Consider the following 20,309-nt stretch of genomic DNA (forward strand, 5'->3'; position numbering starts at 1 on the left):
AAAGTCTCAGTTCCAACCGTCGGAACGCCTCGGTCCCGACCGTTCGAACACCCTACGCGGACGCGACGAACGGTCGCTCGTCCGCGAGGTCGAACAGCGGAACGACGTCGGTCACCGCGTAGTGCTCGAGCATCGAGTGGAGTTCCGCGAACGTCTTCGTCTCGGTCGCGCCGGCCTCGAGCAAGTCGAGATAGCGCTCGCCGACGACCGGTACGTCGGCCCCGACGAAGTACGGCTTCATCGCGTCCAGCGTGTCGCGGTGGGCGGCGTAGGCGTCCGTATCGATCTCGTACGCCTCGAGCATCGTTCGGGGGACCTCGATCCCGCAGTGCTCGCAGGCCTCTTCGAACGACGTGTACTCGCCGAAGCAGTCCCAGGCGTCGATCCGGAGGTCGTCGCTTTCGGTCGACTCGAGGAACGACGCGACCCGGTCGGAGAGATCGTGTCGGAACTCGAGCGCCTCGCTTGCGATGCGGGCACGGCCCTCGAACTGGACGAAATCGAAGTACTCGCCGTTGTAGGTAAGTATCGACTCGCCGCCTCGCGCGTCGAGCCAGTCTACCGTCCGTTCGACGAGATCGAGTTCGGCCGCGGGACCCCGGCCCTCGCGGACGAACACCTCGTGTTCGATCGGCGCGTCCGGATCGGGTTGGTAGGCACAGCACAGCGAGAACAGTTCGAACTGGTCCGGGTTCTGGAAGTCCGGCTTCCGGTCCGCCTCGAGTTGTGGATTGATCGTCTCGATATCGAATGCGAATCTGCCGGTCGTCACGATACTCACCCTATCGAACCGGTTCGTGAAAAAATACGCCGGTCACACCCGCAGCCGGATCGCTCCCGATAACCGAACGACTCGAGTACGAGTTACGGACGGCTCACTGCCGTTTCGCGGCCTTCGACGGGCGCTTTCGCGGGCGACAGCTGTCGCTGTCGCGTACGGCGTCGAAGAAAAATTGGGATCGTGCGAAGTCGTCGCGTCGCGACTTAGCCGAAGAGTTCGCCGAGGCCCTCGCCGCCGGCGTCGTCGTCCTCGTCCTCGTCGTCGTCCGTCGTGTCCGGGACGTCGCTGGTCTCTTCGACCTCTTCGTCGTCGCCATCGTCGCCTGCGGCCGCACCGGCCGCGGCGCCGCCTGCGGCGGCTCCGGCAGCGGGTGCGACGGCGGCCTCCGAAACTGCCTCGTCGATGTCGACGTCCTCGAGTGCGGCGACGAGCGCCTTGACTCGGGATTCTTCGACGTCGACGCCGGCAGCGTCGAGTACGTTCGTCAGGTTGTCTTCGTTGAGCTCTTCGTCCGCTTCGTTCAGGATGAGTGCAGCGTAAACGTATTCCATTGTTGTATCCTCCAGTTGTGATTAGCCGAACATTGCGCCGAGTCCTTCGCCACCGCCAGCGTCGTCGTCGTCATCGTCGTCTTCGTCGTCGGCGGCGTCGGCGGCGTCGGCCTCAGCATCGGTGTCTTCGTCTGCCGATTCGTCGTCGGTCTCAGCGTCCGCTGCCGGTTCGGCGGCGGGCGCTTCGACACCCTGCAGCTCCTCGGGCAGGGCCTCCTCGTCGTCGATCTGAGCCGCGAGCGCACGCAGCTGTGCGTCGGCTTTGGAGACGAGGTCGGGCATCAGGTCTTCGTCCTCGATCGCGGCGTGCAGGCCGAGGCTCTTGGCCTCGCCCGTCGCCTTCGAGATGAGCGTCGGCGCGGTCGCCGCGGTCGGGTAGCTCGCGTTGATCGAGAGGTTGCGAGCGCGAGCGGCGGCCGTCGCCACGTCGCTCTCGTAGGCCTCGACGTCGATGTCGAGGTCCTCGGGGTCGAACAGCACGCCGTCGGCGATGACGGCGCGAAGGTCGAGACCGACCTCCTTGGGCTCGATCCCGAGCTCGTTGAGGACGTTCGAGAGGTCTGCGGAGACCTCTTCGCCGGCCTCGAGGACCGTCGAGTCCTCCATGACCTGAATCGAACCGTCCTCGATGCGCGCGTTCGCGCCGATACCCTGCAGTTCGCCGACGAACGGACCCGGATCGACACCGGTGTCACCCTCGGGAACGACGATGTCGTTCGGGGCGACCTCTCCCTCGTTGATCGGTGCCGGCGTCTTCGACGCCTCGAGCTCCTTGTAGAGGGTAAATGGGTTGTCGTTCGTGCCGACGAGACCGACCTGTCCCTCGATGTGAGAGACGAGTTCGTCGAGCCCGGCGTCTTCCAGCGCGTGGACCTGCAGCGTGTTGCGGCTGACGCGCAACTCGGCGGTGCCGTGCAGGTCGCGACGCATGTCCTGGAGCTGTTTGCTCGGAATGCCGGTGATACCGACGATGCCGACGCTCTCGTAGCTCTCGATGAGCTCCGCGAGTTCGTCGACCTCCTCTTTCTTCCACTGTGGAAGGTTCTCGGTCTTGCGTTCAGCCTGTGCGCTCATGTTAGACTACCTCCTGAGACGGTCCCATCGTCGTCTTTACGTAGACGCCATCGATGTTCTGTGGACCTTTCTCGAGGTCGGCGTGCAGGCGTCGCAGGATGACGTCGATGTTGGCGGCGACGTCTTCGGCGTCCATCTCCTCGGATCCGACGAGCGTGTGGAACGTTCGTCGGTCCCGGGAGCGAAGCTGCACAGTGTTCTTGAGTCTGTTGACGGTCTCGACGACGTCGTCGTCGGGGCCGAGCGGGTCCGGCATCTTCCCCCGGGGACCGAGAATGGTACCCAGGTGCCGGGCGATATCTTGCATCATCGCCTCTTCGGCGATGAAGAAGTCCGTCTCGTCCGCCATATCTTTGGCTTCGTCGTCGTCCAGATCGGCCACGTCGTCCTCCGAGAGAACCTCGTCCGCTGCCTCTTCGGCGCGGACGGCGGTTTCACCCTCGGCGATAACGACGATACGGGTTTCCTGGCCGGTTCCGGACGGCAGGACGATAGACTCGTCAACTCGATTCGACGGTTCGTTGAGGTCGAGATCGCGCAGATTGATCGCGAGGTCGACCGTCTCGGTAAAGTTCCGATCGGGTGCCTCGTCGAGTGCGCGCGCGACTGCTGTTTCTATATCCGAATCTGCCATCGTTCACCTCCGTAGTACGCAGGAGTGCTCCTACGGGTCAGTGAAACAGGCAATGCCTGTCTCCCTTGAACGAAATGCCATGGCAAACTTAAACCCGTCGAACTGGCTTCCGTACGGTCCGCCGCGACCGTTGAACCGGGCGGAGCCTCGAGTTCTTTTCACGGGAGACGTAGATTACCATTGACCGAAAATACTATTGGAGATGAGAGTATACCGTTCGTATATGGGGCCAGTAGATTTATATGGTGTCAATGGGGCGGTACTTGAGTCAATCGGCCATTTCGCCACGACCGATATTGGACTCGAGACGTATCAGGCGTTGAGCGCACTGGAGCGAGCGGGAGTTCACGTCGCTGTAACGCTCGTCGTCGCGATGGTCGCCCTCGGATTGCTCCAGAACTTCGGCCCGCAAACGGTGACGAAGTGCCGTCGAAGTCCGGTGATCTCGATCTGTATCGGCGCGCCGAGCCTCCTGGTTATCGGCGCCGTCGTGAGCACGGGCTATCTGATCATCGGAACGAGTCTCGGGACGTTCTTCGGTATCGTGTTGGTCGCCGTCGGGCTGACGATTATCCCCGTCCTGACGATCGCCGGCTTCGTCGCGATCGGTCAGTCGATCGCTTCCCGATTCGGTCGCCACCAGCTGTGGATCGGCGTCGTCGTCGCGAGCCTGCTCAGCGGCCTCGTCGGCCTCTCCGTGCTCGCGACCGTCGTCGCAGTCCTGTTTGCCGGCTCGCTCGGCACCGGTAGCGCCATTCGCGTCATGCGAGGCGCCGGCGGCTCGACCCACCCCAGCGAGCGAACCGTCCCGCCCGCGAATAAAATCTAGGCTCCCGCCTCGGTTAGGCACACGATACTCGAGCGATTCGGCGCAAAGCGTTTTTCGACGCGGATCGAGACCGAGCGTATGGCACCCAGCAGCCGATCTCCTCTCGAGTCAGTCTCGACGGTCCACTGGGTGGCCATCGCGCTGGCGCTCGTGACCGCCGTCATCCACCTGATACTCGGGGTCGGCTTTCTCCCCCACTGGATGGGCGTCGCCTTCCTCGTCGCGACCGCCGGCTTCGCACTCGGAATCGCGCTCGTCCTCCTCGACTACCGCCGACGGCTCGTCTACCTCCTCGGAATCCCTTTTACCGCTGGACAGGTGATCCTCTGGTACACGGTCAATCAGCCGACCGGACTCGGCGACCTCACGGCCGCCGGCGTCGTCGACAAAGTCGCACAGCTCCTCCTGATCGTCGTCCTGGTGGTGCTCTACCGCCGTGAGTAACCCATGACCGACGACTCGACGCTGGCCGTTCGGCGACGAACGCTCCCGCAGTGGGGTCGTCTCACCGCCGGCAACGCGGCGACCATCGCCCTCGCGCTCGTCGTACTCGAGATCGGATGGACTGCCGGCCCGTCTGCCGGCTTTCTGACCGCCGTCGGGCTGGTGGCGGTCCTCGAGTCGACGCTCTTCCTCGTCGTTGGCGAGCGTAGACACCACCCCGTCACGCTCGCGACGTGGGTCACGGTGGTCCGCGGCGCGGCCGTCGCGGTGCTCGCCGGCTTCGTCGTCGCGGGACCGCCAGCCGGAACGGGAATCGTCTCGTGGGTGCCGGCCGCGCTGTTCGCCGTCGCGGCGGCGCTAGATGCGATCGACGGGGTGCTCGCGCGGGCGACCGACAGCGTCACCGATCTCGGGGCGCGACTGGACGTCGAGATCGACGCGCTCGTCGTACTCGTGGGGACGATCGTCGCCGTCGTCGACGGCGCACTCCCGTCCGTTTTCCTCGCCGTCGGCGCTGCGCGGTACCTCTTCGTCGCCGGCCAGTGGTGGCGAACTCACCGCGGCCGTCCCGTCTCCGCGCTCCCGCCGAATCGATTCCGTCGGCCCCTCGGGGCGCTCGCGATGCTTGCGATCTGGCTCGCGCTGGTTCCGGTTCTCGCCGAGACTGTTATGCGCGCGGTCGCGATCGCCGTGGCAGTCCCGTTCTTGGCGAACTTCTGTTGGGACTGGCTCGCCGTGTCCGAACGTATCGAGCCGTAACTGCTCGAGACGCACGTCGAAACGCCCACCTACAGCAGTCGGTCGGCCGGACCGCGACGGTCCGTACCGGCTGTACGGACTCCATACCCCACGTCGTCGGTACAAACGACCAAGTGGCGGCCCGTGGAAGTCGCGCCAGCGTGACCGACCCCGACACACCCCGCGTGCAGCCGGAGACCGACTCGAGGGCTCGATCCCTCTACTTCACGGGCCCGAGAGCCGTCGATGTCAGGTCCCATCACCTCCCCGAGCCCGGTCCCGGCGAGGTTCGCGTTCGAACCACGGCGTCGGCGATAAGCGCCGGCACGGAGGGGCTGCTCTACCGCGGCGAGGCCCCGACTGAGCTGCCGGCCGACGAGGAACTCGAGGCGTTCGACGGCGACCTCTCCTTTCCCCTCCAGTACGGCTACGCCGCGGTCGGCGAAGTCACCACCGTCGGCGCGGACGTCGACGATGAGTGGATCGGCCGGACCGTCTTCGCGTACAACGCTCACGAGAGCCGGTTTCTCGCCGATCCCGAGACGCTCCTTCCGGTCCCCGACGGCATCTCGCCGCGGGAAGCGACGCTCTTCGCGAACCTCGAGACGGCCGTCACCTTCCTGCTCGACGGCGATCCGCTCCTGGGCGAGCGCGTCGCCGTCTTCGGACAGGGAACCGTCGGCCTGTTGACGACGGCCCTGCTCGCTCGCACGCCGCTCGAGACGCTCGTCGCGTTCGAACCTGACGAGCAGCGACGACGGTGTGCCGAGCGCTTCGGCGCGGATCGGGCGCTCGATCCGGCGAACGCCGGGTTTCCCGATGCGTTTCGAGAGATCGCCGGCGATCGAGCGGACCTCACTTACGAGCTTTCGGGCGATCCCAACGCGCTGGACGACGCCATCGCGACGACGGGCTTCGACGGACGCGTGCTCGTCGGCTCGTGGTACGGAACGAAGCCCGCGACGCTCGACCTCGGCGGCCGCTTTCACCGCGACCGCATCGAGATTCGGAGCACTCAGGTGAGCACGCTCGATCCGCGACTCTCCGGTCGCTGGTCCCGCGAGCGACGCCACGACCTCACCTGGGAGTGGCTGGAGCGACTCGAGGTCTCGCCGCTGCTCACACACGAACTGCCGCTCGAGGACGCCGGCGAGGCCTACGAACTGCTCGAGGAGCGTCCCGACGAGGCGATTCAGGTGCTGTTGACGTACGACTAGCCGCGCGTGCGGGCTAAGTAACCCCTGTCGTTACTACGCTGGGCCGCCTATTCGTCGTATGGCTATCATCGCCGAGATTTCGATTCAGGGCGACGAATTTCTGCTGGGACAGATCATCGCCGAGTATCCCGGTCTGTCGGTCGAAATCGAGCGCGTCGTCCCAGCCGACAAGCGAGTGATGCCGTACATCTGGGGGTACGGAACCGACCTGAAGGAGTTCGAAGCCGCGATGGACGAGAGCTCGAACGTCAGATCGATCACCGTACTCGACGAGTACGACGACCGAGCACTGTACAAGATCGAGTGGGAGGATCCGGCCGAGCAGCTGATCGCTGGGATCACGGAGACCGACGCGACGATTCTCGAGGCCCACAGCGACGACGAGTGGCTGTTCCGGATCCGGTTCGAAGATCACTCCGGGCTCGCCCAGTTCAACGAGTACTGCCGAACGCACGACATCAGCTACCAACTCACTCGCGTCTCCTCGATGGCAGACGCGAACGCCACCGAGACGGACTTCGGTCTCACCGACGCGCAGTACGAAGCGCTCTCGCTCGCCGTCGAACGCGGCTACTTCAAAGTCCCTCGAGACGTCGAGTACGACGAACTCGCCGCAGAGCTGGACGTCTCGGTGCAGGCGCTCTCCGAGCGAATCCGCCGCGGCGCGGACAAAGTGCTCCACGATGCGTTGACCCAATCCGGTCCGCGAAACGCGCAAAACTGACAGTCAGGAATCCCTGAGTACTACATAAAGGGCATGAGCAGCCATGAGTTCATGCTTTGGTAGTCATACTCTAGTCTCTGATATGGCCGAACAACTTCGTCTCGAACAGATTGAAACGCCCGAATTCCTCGACACGTTCTACTCGGTACTGTCGAACGCGATCAGACGGAACGCCCTCCAGTATCTGCTGACCAACCCGAACCCGGTGTCGGTAGATCGATTAGCACTCGAGCTCGCCGCGATCGAACACGAGGTGCCCGCCGAAGCCGTGACGAGCGAGCACCAACACGATATCCAGATGCTTCTCACGCACGTTCACCTCCCGTCGCTCTCCGATGCGGGCGTCGTCGACTGGGATCGAGAGTGTGAACAGGTCACGCTGACGCCGTTGCTGAACCAGCTTTCAGTGACTGGTTCGGCGATGAACGGGCTTCCCGAACTGTCGGTTTCGCCCCGGTCGGAGCCGAGTCACTAGAGTCGCTCGTTCACTGGCTGCAATGAACGGCGGGACATTTAGCCCCCTGACGCCGTATCGGCGCCCATGTACTCGGTCTCCGTCTCCCGATCCATTATCGCCCAGCATTACCTGACGGTGCCCGAACCGGGTCCCGAAGGCGACCGTCACTCCCACCAGTTTACGATCGAGGCGACACTCCGCGGTTCGGAACTGAACGAGTACGAATACCTCGTCGACATCGACGACCTCGTCGACGCGATGGACGCGCTGGCCGCGTTCTACGGCGACCGCACGCTTAACGATCTCCCCGCGTTCGAAGGGGCGAACCCGAGCGCGGAACGATTCGCCCGCGTCTTCGGCGATCGGCTGCTCGAGCGACTCGAGACCGACGGCGTCTCCGAACTCCGGATCGAGATCGAAGAAGACGACGTGGCCCGCGTGGCCCACGAGCGCTCGCTCTGACGATGGAGGTCGGACTGGTCGTCGAAGGGGATCTCGAGCAAACGTCGGGCGGCTACCGATACGATCGGAAACTCGTCTCGTTTCTCGAGCGCCGGGGGGACGAGGTCGACGTCCTCTCGCTCCCGGCGCGGTCGGACGACGATCGGGGACTCGAGACGGTTTCCGCACCCTCCAATCCCTCCAGTACCGACCGATCGATTCGCGACCGACTGGACCGCCCGTACGACGTCCTCCTGCAGGACGAACTCTGTCACCCGACGTTAGCCGAGCACAATCCACACCTCGAACGACCCGGAGCGATCGTTTCGCTCGTCCACCTCCTCCGGACGCCCGACCCGGTAGTGGACGACTCTCGCGTGCGCGAACGCGAAAAACGGTACCTCGAGTCCGTCGACGCCGCGGTCTGTACCAGTTCGTACACCCGCGATCGGACGACCGACCTCGCGGACGGCGATCTCCCGACGCTCGTTGCCCCGCCGGCAGGGCGGCACGAGGGGGTGGCACTGTCCGCCGACGACGTCCGCGAGCGCGCCCGAACCGATCCGTTTCGAATCGCGTTTGTCGGGAACGTCGTCCCGCGAAAAAACGTGACGACGCTGCTCGAGGCGCTGGCACGGATCGACGGAGGAAAACACGACTGGCGAGCGACCGTTGTCGGCTCCCTCGAGACCGATCCAACGTACGCTCGAGCGGTTCGCGAGCGGGCACGCTCGCTCGGCCTCGACGACCGGGTGACGTTCACCGGGAGGATCGAGACGGCCGTCCTCGAGTCGGTCCTCGAGCGCTCGCACGCCCTCGCGGTGCCGGCGAGCTACGAGGGGTTCGGGATGGTCTACCTCGAGGCGATGGAGTACGGCGTCGTCCCGATCGCCAGCAGCGTCGGCGGCGCGAGCGAGTTCGTCGCGGACGGTCGGAACGGGTTCGTCGTCGATCCGACCGATCCGGAGCGACTCGCGGATCGACTCGGCGCGCTCGCGGCCGACCGCGACCGACTCGCGGCGCTGGGAACCGGAGCGCTCGAGACGGCGACAGTCCATCCAACCTGGAGCGAAACGCTAGGAGCGGTTCGGACGTTTCTCCAACGATGTTGCGAGGGCGAGTCGACCGGAGGTGACCCGGCGTGACCGACTCGATGCAGGCGTATCTCGAGGCCAAACGCTCCGTCGACGACCGCGCGCTGAACCGGCGCGTTCTCGAGCGGTTCGCCGCAGAACTCTCCGCGCCACCGGAAACGGAACCGGTTCGGATCGTCGAACTCGGCTGCGGCGTCGGCACCATGATCGCCCGCTTCGTCGAGTGGAATTGCCTGCCAGCGCGGGTCTCCTACCGGGCCGTCGATCGGGACGCAGCGAGTATTCAACGCGCGCGAGAACTGGTTCCCGCGCGGCTCGAGGCGGCCGGCTATGCGGTCGACTCCCTCGAGTCGGGGGTCGACGAGACGGTCGAAGGCGGCATCCCGAAATCGACCACGCTCGTCGCTCGGCCCGACGAGACGAGCGACGACGGTAGCAGCAGGCGACTCGAGATCACCCTCGAAGTCGCCGACGCGTTCGGCCTCGAAGACGACGCGAACGCCGTCGTCGCGGCGGCGCTGCTCGACATCGTCGACCTCGAGGACGCGATACCCGGGATCGCAGACCTCCTCGCGGATGAGGGGCTGTGTTACGCGCCGATCACGTACGACGGAGGAACGACGTTCGCGCCACGGGATCGGGTGGACGACCGAATCGAAGCGCAGTACCACCACCACATGGACGAGGTTCGGGACGACGGGAGCAGTCGGGCCGGGAGCGAACTCCTCGCGGTGCTCCCCCAACAGGGGTGGAACGTCCTCGCCGGCGGCGGCTCGGACTGGGTCGTCCGACCGACCGATGGCGAGTATCCCGACGACGAGGCCGCGGTCGTCGCTCGGGTTCTCGAGACGATGGCCGACTCACTCGAGGCGGTGCCGTCACCCGAACTCGGCGCCGACGCTCGTCGGCGATGGTTCGCCCGTCGGTGGCGCGAACTCGAGGCCGGCGAACTCGTCTACGTCGCGCACAATCTCGACGTGCTGGCGCGCGTTCCGTAACTGTCTCTCGACGGCCCGGCGGCTCTCGAGCGCTGGGTTCGAAAAAGGGGTCTCGTCCGGCGTCGACGTTCGAACCGATTATGCGTCGGCTTCTGCAGCAAGCACGTCGTCGTACTCGCCACCGTCGACCTTCTCTTTGAACTCTCGAGCGTCGTCGCCTTCGATGGTGACGCCCATCGAGGCGCAGGTGCCGACGACTTCCTTCGCGGCGTTGATCGTGTCGTACGCGAGCAGGTCGGGGTGTTTCTGCTCGGCGATCTTCTTGACCTGTTCGACCGAGAGGTCGGCGACGAAGTCCTTCTGGGGTTCGCCGCTCCCGGTGTCGAATCCGGCTTCGTCCTTGACGAGCGCCGCCGTCGGTGGGACACCGACGTCGATTTCGAACGAGCCGTCGTCGTCGTAATCGACGGTGACGGGCACTTCCGTGCCGTCGAACGCTGCCGTCTGGTCGTTGATCTGCTGTACGACTGCCTGCACGTCGACGGGAGTCGGTCCGAGCTCGGGACCGAGCGGTGGGCCAGGGTTGGCCTGGCCACCCGGAACGAGCACTTCGATGGTTCCAGCCATACCCATGGAAACCCGTGCGCGAGTTTTAAGGGTTGCTAATTCGCCCAATCAGGGCCTGTCACTGACTACCGTGCGTTCATCGGTAGCCGTGACGGTTGCTCTACGCACCGGGGCGTCACCGTCGCTCCGCTACTCGACGGCTTCTGCCCGCCACGACGCGAACGAGTCGAGGACGTGACTCTCGTCGAAGCGCTCGATACAGGGGACGTCGTAGGGATGGATCTCCTCGAGTCGGTCGACGAGGTCGTCGTAGGCGTCGTCGGTGGTCTTCGCGAGCAGGACGACCTCGTCGTCGCGGTGAATCTCGTCCTCCCAGCGGTAGGTCGACGTCGTCGACAGTTGGTTGACGCAGGCCGCGAGTCGCTCTTCGACCAGCCGTTCGGCGATCTCGTCGGCGTCGGACGGCGGCGCGGTGATGTAGACGGTCGGCATGGCTGGAGGTTAGGTAGACAGCACAAAAAGCGCCGCGCACGTCGCTCGAGCGCGGCACGAGAGCGGATCGTCGCCAATCGAGGCGACGATTGGTACCGAACCGGTTGGTTAGCTTCTGTTCTCGACGACCGGATTGAACGTCCCGTTGATATCCCACTCGTGGAGACAGTGGGGGTTTCCGACTTGCTTTTCGCCGTCCTCGCGGACGAGTTGCCAGGCGTCGACGTTCGTATCCCAGTGTTCTGCTCGACCGCACCGTTCGCAGACGCGGGCCGTTGGCGTCCGTACGTGTAGGCTCATTACCGCACTGTGAGAACCACACACACATAATCTTGTTCCCCGCCGGCAAGTGCTGCCGTCCGGCGATTGTGACTGTCTTCTCGTCGGACAGATCGATCTCTCGAGTGAATAGTCGACCACGAAATGGCGAGAGAAAACGGCGTGACGCAGAAAACGGCGTGACGCGGGGGCGATCAGTAGACGGCGTCTTTGATCTCCTCGCGCAGTTCGTCGAACTGCTCGAGATAGGCGCGTCGGTCGGCCCGCAGATCGGCGACCGCCTCGTCGTAGTCCTCGACGTGGTCGGGGACGTAGTAGTCCTCGATCTCGAGGCCAGGAACGCTGTCGGGGATCGTTAGACCCGTTCGATCGTCGTCGGCCCACTCGATCGTCCCGCGTGCGGTCTCAGTGAGAATCGTCACGGATTCTTCGACGCCGACGTCCGCGGACTTCGCGCCGAGATAGCCCGTGTTGATCACGTAACACTCGGCCTCGAGTTCGTCGATCAGGTCCCGGAAGATGTTCCCCTCTTCGCCCTCGGGGCCCATGATGAACGGGTTCGTGCCGACGACGCGGATCGACTCGCCCGCGCGAGAGGGATCGCCCGCGCTGGTTTCGATCGACTCGCCGAGCATGAAGGCGACGGCGGCCTGCTCGTCGGTGAGCTTCGCGACCGGCGGCATCAGCGGATTCCGAGTGATGAAGAAGACTTGATCCATCCGATCGAGGTCGATGTCTTCGGCCGCGCTTTCGAGGTGCTCGCGCTGGACGATCGCCCGGGAGTTCGCGGTGTAGCGGTCCTCGTCGAAGTGGACGGTGCCGTCGTCGTCGACGGCGACGTTCTCGAGGATCGCGTCTTCGTCCGTCGCGGCTTCGTAGAGTTCGGGCTGTTCGTCCTCGTCGAGACCGATGGTCTTGATGAACAGTCCCTCACCCTCGCTGCCGGGGACGGAGCCGTCGGGGAGGATGCCACAGACGTCGTCCTGGAGCATGGCGGCGTCCTCGTCGTCCTCGAGCCAGCAGCCGTGGGAGGTCAGGGTCGATTTCCCGGTCGCCGAGAGCCCCATGAACACCTGGCCGACGGTTTGCAGTTCGCCGTCGTCGTCGCGAACGCGGACGCGCTTGCTGCCCGCGTGGAGCCCGAGTCCGCCCTGCTCTTTGATGCGGTACATGAACAGGCGGAGGAACGACTTCTTGGCTTCGCCGGTGTAGTCGCTGCCGAGGACGACCGTCACGTTCTCGTCGGGGAGTACGCGGATCGCCGTCTGGTCATAGTCGGGATCCTGTACCGTGTAGAGATCGGGTTCGCGACCGTCGGTCGGCTCGAACAGGTTCGCCCACGCGAGGGCGATGCGGGCGTGTTCGACGGGAACGAAGAGGCGACAACAGTACGTCGCTTCGGCGTGGCGACCCATGAGGCGATCGACACAGAGCATCTCGCGGTCGCCGGCGCGGTCGATCGCGTCGCCGATCAGGTCGTGATCGTCGTCGTCGAACTCGTGGTCGACGGTGTTTTTCGTCCGATCTGAACTTCGCGATCGATACTCGCTGACGTACGACGGGGAACCGAATTCGGTCGTCGTCTCGTCGTCGGCCGCGAGTTCACGAAGCTCCGCAAGCGTTGGGTTGTACCGGACGTTCGACGCTGTCGTCGGGTCGGGAAGCTGTCGGGCCAGCGGACGTGACTCCGCCCCGGTTTCGGACATATACGTAACCCACCAACAGCACGATGTATAAACATGGAGGATTTTGACCGGTGTGTGTCACATCCTACCCACCGACTACCTGTCGTATGGCTGTTCATACCCGCCAGCGGGCCGTTCGTAACCGGTTCGTTATGCGGAACAGTATTATTTGGAATCCGATAGATGTGAGAATATACTCGAGTCAGAAATAATTCTAATCGTCCGGCAGCGGTTCGAGAGAATCGGCCCGAACTCGCGACTGGTAACGCCGAGAACTTCCGACTGATCGCGCGACACTGACGTCCGTTCGATGCCGTCAGTCGATACGCGCAGCGTCACCCGTGATCGGCGACAGATACCGATCGTATCGGTCGACGCGAGAAGGTGTGGATTACTCTGAAACGATGACCGTCCCGATCATGCCGCCGTGTACGTGGGGTTCGCAGATGTAGCCGTACTCGCCGGGCACCTCGAAGGTGTGTTCGTACGTCTCTCGAATTTCGATCTTGCCGCCCTCCTCTTCGTGCCAGGCGTCGACCGCGGTCTGTTGGTCCTCGTAGCCGCCGCTCGCGAAGTACTCGGCGTCCTCCGGGATGCTGTTGTCGAGGGCGGTCACGGTGTGACGGGCGTCGCTGGTGTTCTTCCAGACGACGGTCTCTCCGACGGTCGCTTCGTACTCCTCCGGAACGAACTCGTTTCTGGTCATTCCGATATCGCAGTCGTCGCCGCCACAGAGTTCGTCGTCGCCGAAGGCGCTCAGAACCGTCGAACAGCCCGCCAGACTGACGGAGACCGAAGAGCCGACGAGGGCAAGGTACGCGCGCCTGTTCATACGAACGCTTGGGATAGTTGCGATATAACGGCCCCGGTTCATTCTTCGAAAGTGGGACTGGTCGAGCAGCCCGCCTCCGTCCTCGGCGTCGAGGACCACCGCTTGATCCGTCCGTGTCGAAACAAAAACACGTAAGGTGGCTGCCCATCGATTCCGCGAGTATGCTTCCCCGGTTCGTCGGACGGCTCGGCGTCGCCGACGCGGTGACGATCGCCAACGCCGCCCTGGGGTTCGTCGCCATCGTCATCGCGTTCGTCGACATCGCACTCGCCGCCCGACTCATTCTGCTTGCAGCTATCGCGGACGGACTGGACGGCATCCTCGCGCGTCGCTACGGCGGCACCGACGCCGGCCCCTATCTGGACTCGCTGGCCGACGTCGCGTCCTTCGCCGTCGCCCCCGCCGTCCTCGCGTTCGTCGTCGTCACCGACGGCCTCGAGATCGGCTTCGACGCGGTTACGGGCGAACTGCTTCTCGTCACGGCGATCTGTGCGCTGTTCGTCGCGGCAGCCGTCACCCGACTCGGGATGTACACGGCCTACGACATCTCCGGTAGCTACACCGAAGGCGTCCAAACGACGCTCGCGGCGACGGTCCTCGGCGCCGCCATCCTCGCGGGCGAGAGCGAGCCGTGGCTCGTCCTCGCAGTCACGGGCGCGTTCTGTTACCTGATGGTCTCGCGGATCCAGTACCCCGACCTGCTCGCCCGCGACGCCGGGATCATGGGCATCGTCCACGCGCTCGCCATCCTGATCCCCGACGTCGCCGGCCGCACGTTCCCCTACGCCCTGTTGACACTCGGCATCGCCTACATGCTGCTCAGCCCGTGGTTCTACTGGGGCGACCGGGAACGCCGCGCGGAGCCCGAACTGCATGGAAACGCTTAGGGCCCTCGTGGGACGACTGTAACGCATGTACACTGCCGCGCGTCGGCGTTATCTCCCGGTCCAACTCCAGGTGGTACCATGAGCGATGACGAGGCAGCCGAGAACGAGGCGGGCACCGAGGAGGAATCGGTCGACGAGGAACCGGAACCGATCGATCTCGAGGCCATCCGCGAAGCCCTCGCGGCCTTCGAGGACGACGTCGAATCGCTCGAGGGAGACCTCGAAGCCGCCGAGACGGAGGACGATCTCGACGTCGTGGAGGCCGATCTCGAGTCGTTCCGGAGCGAGTTCGAGGAGATCGAGATTCCGGATCCGCCCGAAACCGAAGACGACGAGGACGACGACGAGGAAGAAGAGATCACGCCCGAAGAGGAACTCCAGGAGCGCTACGACGAGATCGAGGACGACCTCTCGGACCTCGAGGACGATCTCGAGGGCCAGCGCGGTCCCTACGGAGAGGACGTCGTAAGCGAGATCGACGCCGCCAGCGGGACGATCACGGGCACCCGCTGGACCGAGGAGGGCAACGCCGAACTGATCGAGGCCGTCGACGACTTCCTCGACGATCTCAACGACCTGCTCGGCACCTCAGTCACGCTGGTCAATCAGGGCGAGACCGTCCCCGAACAGCTCGATGCAACGCTCGATAAAGCCGCAGCGGCCGTCGAGCAGACCGCCCTCGACGCGGACGACGACGCCGAGACGATCGCGGGTCTGCTCGAAGCGACCGGCGACCTCGAGGAAGACGTCGATGACGCGACCGAGTGGACCGACCTCGAGATCCGCGAACAGCTGCGACGGGAGGGGTTCTACGACGTGCTCGACCACGTCAAGGATTTCCCGCCGGAGTGGCACGCGATCAAAGTGCACGAGAAGCGGGGCAACGTGGACATGATCCTGCTCGCACTGGAGACCTTCGACTCGGACTTCATGGAGGAACACTGCATGGAGGCCTTGGAGCGAATGGGCCCCGAGGAGGCCATCGACCCCATGCTCCAGAAGGCCAACCGTCGGGATACGGCCGCGATGCGGATTCTCGGGAACATCGGCGTCGCGAGCGACGACGTGGTCGAAACCTTGCTCGACTACGTCGACTCCAACCCGAACCTCCAGAAGCCCTCGTTCAGGGCGCTGGGCGAACTCGGCGCCGAAGAGGCGGTGCAGCCGATCGCCAACCAGCTCGTCGAGGAGAACCCCGACGTCCGGAGCTGGGCCGCACGCGCACTCGGCCTGATCGGCGACACGCGGGCCATCGACCCCCTCGCCGACGTCCTCGCGGACGACGAGGAAGACCGCGTCCGCGCCAGCGCCGCGTGGGCGCTTAACCGGATCGGCACCGCGGAGGCCCTCGAGATCGTCGCCGACTACGGCGACGATCGGGCCTATCTCGTCCAAGCCGAAGCCGAGCGGGCAAGCCTCGAGCCGGCGACCTGAGCAGTCACGGCCGACACCACCCGTTTTTCGTCCGACAGTTTATATACGAACAGGCGGCCAGATCGCCCGATGGATCGTCGTCGAGCGATGGTCGTCGTCCTCGTCGGAGTCGCTCTCGTTCTAGGGGGATTGAGTGGCGGATTTTCGACCTCCGACGCGTCGACGACCGACGGCTCGGCGACGAACGGTGGCGATTTCGCCCCATCCTGCCCCGCTGGCGTCGCCGGTTCGACCGACCCGGCTGACTCGAACGTCACCGCCGCCGAGCCCGACGCCACCGACGGCAGCACGCCCCGAATCGTCGAACTCTATCCGAACCCGACGACTTACGGGAACGTCGGCGAGTACCTGGTCCTCGAGACGCCGCCCGACACCCGACTCGAGAACTGGACGATCACCGACGGCCACACGACCGCCGAGTTGCCAAACGAGACCGTTTCGGGACGTGTCACAGTGAGTCTCGACCCTGACGTCACCGCCGAGTTGACCGACACTGACGATCCGATACTCGAACTCGAGGGCCACCTTCGACTCGCCGCAGACGGCGACGACCTCGAACTGCGAAACGGCTCGACGGCGATCGATTCAGTTTCCTACGACCGAGCGCCGACGGCCGAACGATGGTATCGAAACGAGGGCGAAGCGGAGGCGGAGGATGCGACCGACTCGCGTCCAGCCGACGGCGACTGGCATCCGCGAGGCGCGACCTGCTTGCCGGTCTCGCGCGCCGACGTCGACGAGGCGACGGCGTTCGTCCTCCCCGATGAGACGGACCTCCCGCTCGAGACGATCCGGGAAGCCGACGACCGACTGCTGCTCGCCGGCTACACCCTCACCTCGCAGAGTATCGCCGACGAACTCGTCGACGCGGCCGACCGCGGAGTCGACGTCGCGGTCCTCCTCGAGTCCGGCCCCGTCGGCGGAACACCTGAGGCCACCGAACCCGTCCTCGAGACGCTCGAGGATGGTGACGTCGACGTTCGTGCGATCGGTGGGGAAGGATCCCGGTACCGCTACCACCACCCGAAGTACGCCGTCGCCGACGACCAGGTACTGGTCACCACCGAGAACTGGAAGCCGTCGGGGATCGGCGGCGACTCGAGTCGCGGCTGGGGGGTCCGCCTCGAGGACGACACGCTCGCGGCCGATCTCGCGGCGGTGTTCCGAGCCGATCACGAGGGGTGGGACACCGTCACCGGGAGCGAGTATCGGACGAACGCCTCGTTCGTCGACGACGAGAGCCGCGGGACGCCCTCGCACACGTTTCCGAGCGAGCACGAACCGGAGACGGTCCCGGTCGACGGCGCCGAAATGCTGCTCGCACCGGACAACGCCGAGGGCCGACTGCTCGAGTTGCTGGGCGCGGCCAACGACGAAATCCTCGTTAAGCAGGCCGCGATTGCGGACGACGTCGCCGTCCTCGAGGAGACGCTCGAGGCGGCCCGTCGCGGCGTCGCCGTCGAGATTCTGCTCGACTCGAGCTGGTACCACGAAGACGAGAACGAGGCATTGGCACGGGGGCTGGAGGCGACGGCCGCGGAGGAGTCGCTGTCGCTCGAGGTTCGGCTGCTCGAGGAGACGGATCGGTTCGAGAAGATCCACGCCAAAGGCGTCGTGATCGACCGGGAGACCGCTATCGTCGGGAGCGCCAACTGGAACGAGAATGCGTTCGAGAACAACCGTGAGGTCCTGCTCGCGCTGTACGGCGAGGAAATCGCGGGGTACTACGCGGACGTGTTCGTGGACGACTGGGAGGGAGACGGCGGGCTGTGGGCGCTGCCGTTCGGACTCAGCGTGACTGTCGTCGTGGCGCTCGCCCTCGCGGCGCTGGTCGGGCATCGGTACGTTCGGTTCGGGAACGAGTAGCCGGTTATCGGATGCGTTTGGCTCTTCTGATCCCGGCCGTCAAAAACGCACGAAATACCGACTACGGCAGAGAGTTAGTCCGCACAGCCGTCGGGGCCGACTTCGAGGTGCTCACAGAAATCCCGCTCGGGGTCGAAGCAGTCCGGGCACTCGCTGGGTCGGTCGATGATCGTGTCGAGGCGCTCGGCGACGGTGTCGTCGATGACGCTCTCTAAGGCGCGGGCCTCGTCGCGGAACTCCTCGACCTCGAGGACGTTCGCGAGGAATCGCTCGATGATACAGTAGGTCTGAAGCGAGTCGTGGGCGCGTTCGATACCCTCGCTGGTCAGGCTCGCGCCCTTGTACTTCTCGTGTTCGACGAGCCCTCGCTCCTCGAGTTTACCGATCATCTCGTTGACGCTGGCCGGACTGATTTCGAGCATGTCCGCCAGCGTGCCGGTCGATGCGGGGCCGTCCTCGATCCGTTGGGCGAGATAGATCGCCTTGAGGTATTGGTCTGCCGTGTTCATCGGATTCCTCCGTCAGTGCTGTCCGCGTGGTCGGTGACGCTCGCGGCGGGCCGGAGCGTCCCGATCATGCTCTGTGCTCCATAATCTCGGCCACTTCTTCGACTCCCTCCTTTTCCTCCTCCCGGATCTCGTACAGCGTTTCGAGCAATCGGTCGCGATCGATGGCGAACTCGGCGTCGGAGGCTTCGACCGCGTCGATCAGATCGTCGTAGAACTTGTAGGCGGTTTCCTCGTTCGCGAGCTGATCGTAGAGCACCCCGTCGGTGTCCTCCGGCGGCCCGTACTGGGCGTCGACTAACGCGTTTATTTCCTCGTACGCCACGGTTTCGGCCTCGAGATCCTCGATTAACGCCTCGAGTCGCTCGCGGTGATCGGCCGATTCCTCGGCGGCCTCCGTGAGCAACTCGCGGATCTCCTCGTCGATCGCCGTCCGTTCGGCTGGCGGGAGCGAGTCGAGGTGGTGGGCGGCGCGCGACTCGACGACCTCCTCTAAGACGACCCCGATCTGTAGCAGTCGGGTGAGCTGGTGGTCGCTCGAGACACGCTGTCCCAGACTCATATCACGTTGTCCGGGCCGCTGATACTTAACCGTCCCTACTCGTGGGCTGTTCGTCCGCCGGTGAAGTACGGATCGCTGTCGACGACCATCGGACTCGCCCGTCTCGTCGCGTTCGGATACACGATCGTTCGGTGGTATCGGAGCGGCGACGATCACCGCAACAGCGAGTGGTTCGGATAGCCGGTTCAGCCGCGATACCGCCAGACACGTGTCCCCTCGCCGCCCTCAACCGCTTCGACCTGTTTGAGCCCCTCCTTGATACAACCCCACCAGCTATCGGCCGTCTCGTAGCCGGCCGGACACTCCGCGTAGAGCGCGTCGACGAAATCCGAACGCCGCGCTCGGTCCTCGTCTCGGAGGAATGCGAGTGCACGACCGACGGCGTGGCGTCGTTTCTCGACCGTCTTGGCGGACCGACCCGGAATCGACAGCGCGTCGAGATCGGTGAGATCCTCGCCGGGACGGACGCCCGCGCCAGCCAGTCGGGTTGAGGAGGTGTACTCGAGGCCGGTCTGGACGTCCCGATTCAGCCGCTTTCGCGTGGTCGCGACCGCGCGACGGGAGAGTTCGTCGAGCCGTTCGGATTCGACGTTACCGAGCATTCCGGCGTCCTCGTGGACCGGGTCCTCCCGAATCCGTGCGATTCGCTCGGGCGACAACCCGCCGGATTTCTCGGTCGTTGACGCGGTCGTCGGCTCCGACTCCGCGGTCGAACCCGAACTCGAGACTCCATGGTCCGTCGACCGAGGCTGCTGTCCCTCTCGTTCGGGATTCGAGCGTTCGTCGTCGTCCGATCGGACCGTGGAGTCGGGACCTTGCCGAACCGTGCGCGGTGAGCCGCGAACCTCGATCGGCGACTCGTGCTCCGGTGTGTCGCGACGAGGGCGCCGGCCGGGCGCTTCCGCTCTGTCGGTGGTATCGCCGGTTACGTCGCCATCGTGAGGCGATCCGCCTCCGGTCCTGCTCGACGTTTCGTTCGGTTCTGCCGTGTTATCTACCGACGTTGGGTCGTCGGCCGATTGGGCGCCATCCCCGTCGCGGTCGATCTGACAAGCGATGGTCGCGACTTGCTCCTCGAGTTTCGCCAGTCGTTGGCCGTGATCGGCCAGCAATCGATCCCGCGTGGTATCGAGATCGTATCCGTCGGCGTCGATCGAGCCGCGGTGTTCGATGATCCACCGAACGTACGCCTGGCGACTCTCGAAGCCGAACAGTTCCCGTTCGGCCTCGAGGGCGGCGACAGTGTCGTCCTCGAGTTCGACGGAGAGGGCCTGCAT

24 protein-coding genes are annotated in these 20,309 nt (G+C 64.9%); 12 read left to right on the forward strand and 12 right to left on the reverse strand.

Annotated features, from left to right (window positions below; genetic code table 11):
- Positions 1 to 52: 52 nt before the first annotated feature.
- From BLT08_RS12290 to BLT08_RS12305, 4 genes are all read right to left on the reverse strand, one after another.
- Positions 53 to 772 (reverse strand): hypothetical protein, encoded by a 720-nt coding sequence (locus BLT08_RS12290; RefSeq protein WP_090307723.1) that lies wholly within the window; start codon positions 770 to 772, stop codon positions 53 to 55.
- A 212-nt stretch (positions 773 to 984) separates the two neighbouring features.
- Positions 985 to 1,332, reverse strand: a complete 348-nt coding sequence (rpl12p, locus tag BLT08_RS12295) for a 50S ribosomal protein P1 (protein WP_090307330.1) — start codon at positions 1,330 to 1,332, stop codon at positions 985 to 987.
- Positions 1,333 to 1,353: 21 nt separating this feature from the next.
- Positions 1,354 to 2,406, reverse strand: a complete 1,053-nt coding sequence (locus BLT08_RS12300; protein ID WP_090307333.1) for a 50S ribosomal protein L10 — start codon at positions 2,404 to 2,406, stop codon at positions 1,354 to 1,356.
- Position 2,407: 1 nt separating this feature from the next.
- Positions 2,408 to 3,040 carry a 50S ribosomal protein L1 gene (locus BLT08_RS12305; protein ID WP_090307338.1) on the reverse strand — a complete coding sequence of 211 codons (633 nt, stop codon included), beginning with the start codon at positions 3,038 to 3,040 and terminating at the stop codon, positions 2,408 to 2,410.
- 223 nt (positions 3,041 to 3,263) lie between these two features.
- Here BLT08_RS12305 and BLT08_RS12310 point away from each other — a divergent pair, with 223 nt between their 5' ends.
- The 9 genes from BLT08_RS12310 (at position 3,264) to BLT08_RS12350 (ending at position 9,982) form a co-directional block, all read left to right on the forward strand.
- Positions 3,264 to 3,869, forward strand: a complete 606-nt coding sequence (locus tag BLT08_RS12310) for a hypothetical protein (protein WP_090307342.1) — start codon at positions 3,264 to 3,266, stop codon at positions 3,867 to 3,869.
- Between the two features lie 78 nt (positions 3,870 to 3,947).
- Positions 3,948 to 4,313 carry a DUF7475 family protein gene (locus BLT08_RS12315; protein ID WP_090307345.1) on the forward strand — a complete coding sequence of 122 codons (366 nt, stop codon included), beginning with the start codon at positions 3,948 to 3,950 and terminating at the stop codon, positions 4,311 to 4,313.
- A gap of 3 nt (positions 4,314 to 4,316) precedes the next feature.
- Positions 4,317 to 5,072 (forward strand): CDP-alcohol phosphatidyltransferase family protein, encoded by a 756-nt coding sequence (locus BLT08_RS12320; RefSeq protein WP_090307348.1) that lies wholly within the window; start codon positions 4,317 to 4,319, stop codon positions 5,070 to 5,072.
- A 140-nt stretch (positions 5,073 to 5,212) separates the two neighbouring features.
- The gene (locus tag BLT08_RS12325; RefSeq protein WP_245724208.1) at positions 5,213 to 6,268 is read left to right on the forward strand and encodes a zinc-dependent alcohol dehydrogenase; all 1,056 of its coding nucleotides are present in this window, start codon (positions 5,213 to 5,215) and stop codon (positions 6,266 to 6,268) included.
- Positions 6,269 to 6,326: 58 nt separating this feature from the next.
- A complete protein-coding gene (locus tag BLT08_RS12330; RefSeq protein WP_090307354.1) occupies positions 6,327 to 6,992 on the forward strand; it encodes a helix-turn-helix domain-containing protein in 666 nt (221 codons plus the stop codon).
- 82 nt (positions 6,993 to 7,074) lie between these two features.
- Positions 7,075 to 7,467, forward strand: a complete 393-nt coding sequence (locus BLT08_RS12335; RefSeq protein WP_090307358.1) for a DUF7344 domain-containing protein — start codon at positions 7,075 to 7,077, stop codon at positions 7,465 to 7,467.
- Positions 7,468 to 7,533: 66 nt separating this feature from the next.
- Positions 7,534 to 7,911: a 6-pyruvoyl trahydropterin synthase family protein gene (locus BLT08_RS12340; RefSeq protein WP_090307362.1), complete on the forward strand. Its 378-nt coding sequence runs from the start codon at positions 7,534 to 7,536 to the stop codon at positions 7,909 to 7,911.
- A 2-nt stretch (positions 7,912 to 7,913) separates the two neighbouring features.
- Complete coding sequence (locus BLT08_RS12345) at positions 7,914 to 9,035, forward strand: glycosyltransferase family 4 protein (protein ID WP_090307365.1); 1,122 nt, start codon at positions 7,914 to 7,916, stop codon at positions 9,033 to 9,035.
- Positions 9,032 to 9,982, forward strand: coding sequence for a class I SAM-dependent methyltransferase (locus BLT08_RS12350; RefSeq protein WP_245724209.1), 951 nt, complete (start codon positions 9,032 to 9,034; stop codon positions 9,980 to 9,982). The genes BLT08_RS12345 and BLT08_RS12350 overlap by 4 nt, the downstream gene beginning before the upstream one ends.
- Positions 9,983 to 10,060: 78 nt before the next feature.
- Here the strand turns inward: BLT08_RS12350 and BLT08_RS12355 are convergent, their stop codons facing one another.
- From BLT08_RS12355 to BLT08_RS12375, 5 genes are all read right to left on the reverse strand, one after another.
- A complete protein-coding gene (locus tag BLT08_RS12355) occupies positions 10,061 to 10,549 on the reverse strand; it encodes a 50S ribosomal protein L11 (protein ID WP_090307368.1) in 489 nt (162 codons plus the stop codon).
- A gap of 129 nt (positions 10,550 to 10,678) precedes the next feature.
- Positions 10,679 to 10,981, reverse strand: a complete 303-nt coding sequence (cutA, locus tag BLT08_RS12360) for a divalent-cation tolerance protein CutA (RefSeq protein WP_090307371.1) — start codon at positions 10,979 to 10,981, stop codon at positions 10,679 to 10,681.
- Between the two features lie 108 nt (positions 10,982 to 11,089).
- Positions 11,090 to 11,281, reverse strand: a complete 192-nt coding sequence (locus BLT08_RS12365) for an HEWD family protein (RefSeq protein ID WP_090307375.1) — start codon at positions 11,279 to 11,281, stop codon at positions 11,090 to 11,092.
- A gap of 173 nt (positions 11,282 to 11,454) precedes the next feature.
- The gene (locus BLT08_RS12370; RefSeq protein WP_090307378.1) at positions 11,455 to 12,966 is read right to left on the reverse strand and encodes a phosphoenolpyruvate carboxykinase (ATP); all 1,512 of its coding nucleotides are present in this window, start codon (positions 12,964 to 12,966) and stop codon (positions 11,455 to 11,457) included.
- Positions 12,967 to 13,336: 370 nt separating this feature from the next.
- A complete protein-coding gene (locus BLT08_RS12375; RefSeq protein WP_090307382.1) occupies positions 13,337 to 13,777 on the reverse strand; it encodes a cupredoxin domain-containing protein in 441 nt (146 codons plus the stop codon).
- Positions 13,778 to 13,938: 161 nt separating this feature from the next.
- On the opposite strand from BLT08_RS12375, the gene BLT08_RS12380 reads away from it, so the two are divergent.
- From BLT08_RS12380 to BLT08_RS12390, 3 genes are all read left to right on the forward strand, one after another.
- Positions 13,939 to 14,664 carry a protein sorting system archaetidylserine synthase gene (locus BLT08_RS12380; RefSeq protein ID WP_090307386.1) on the forward strand — a complete coding sequence of 242 codons (726 nt, stop codon included), beginning with the start codon at positions 13,939 to 13,941 and terminating at the stop codon, positions 14,662 to 14,664.
- Positions 14,665 to 14,742: 78 nt separating this feature from the next.
- Entirely contained in the window at positions 14,743 to 16,098 is a 1,356-nt protein-coding gene (locus BLT08_RS12385; RefSeq protein ID WP_090307390.1) for a HEAT repeat domain-containing protein, read from the forward strand.
- A gap of 69 nt (positions 16,099 to 16,167) precedes the next feature.
- The gene (locus BLT08_RS12390; protein WP_090307395.1) at positions 16,168 to 17,964 is read left to right on the forward strand and encodes a phospholipase D-like domain-containing protein; all 1,797 of its coding nucleotides are present in this window, start codon (positions 16,168 to 16,170) and stop codon (positions 17,962 to 17,964) included.
- A 74-nt stretch (positions 17,965 to 18,038) separates the two neighbouring features.
- Here BLT08_RS12390 and BLT08_RS12395 read toward each other — a convergent pair whose 3' ends face one another.
- From BLT08_RS12395 to BLT08_RS12405, 3 genes are all read right to left on the reverse strand, one after another.
- Positions 18,039 to 18,473 carry a metal-dependent transcriptional regulator gene (locus BLT08_RS12395; protein WP_090307398.1) on the reverse strand — a complete coding sequence of 145 codons (435 nt, stop codon included), beginning with the start codon at positions 18,471 to 18,473 and terminating at the stop codon, positions 18,039 to 18,041.
- A 64-nt stretch (positions 18,474 to 18,537) separates the two neighbouring features.
- A complete protein-coding gene (locus BLT08_RS12400) occupies positions 18,538 to 19,032 on the reverse strand; it encodes a rubrerythrin (protein ID WP_090307401.1) in 495 nt (164 codons plus the stop codon).
- Positions 19,033 to 19,217: 185 nt separating this feature from the next.
- The gene (locus BLT08_RS12405) at positions 19,218 to 20,309 is read right to left on the reverse strand and encodes a hypothetical protein (protein ID WP_090307405.1); all 1,092 of its coding nucleotides are present in this window, start codon (positions 20,307 to 20,309) and stop codon (positions 19,218 to 19,220) included.

It is taken from the genome of Natronorubrum texcoconense, assembly GCF_900100335.1.
GTDB classification, from domain to species: Archaea; Halobacteriota; Halobacteria; order Halobacteriales; family Natrialbaceae; genus Natronorubrum; species Natronorubrum texcoconense.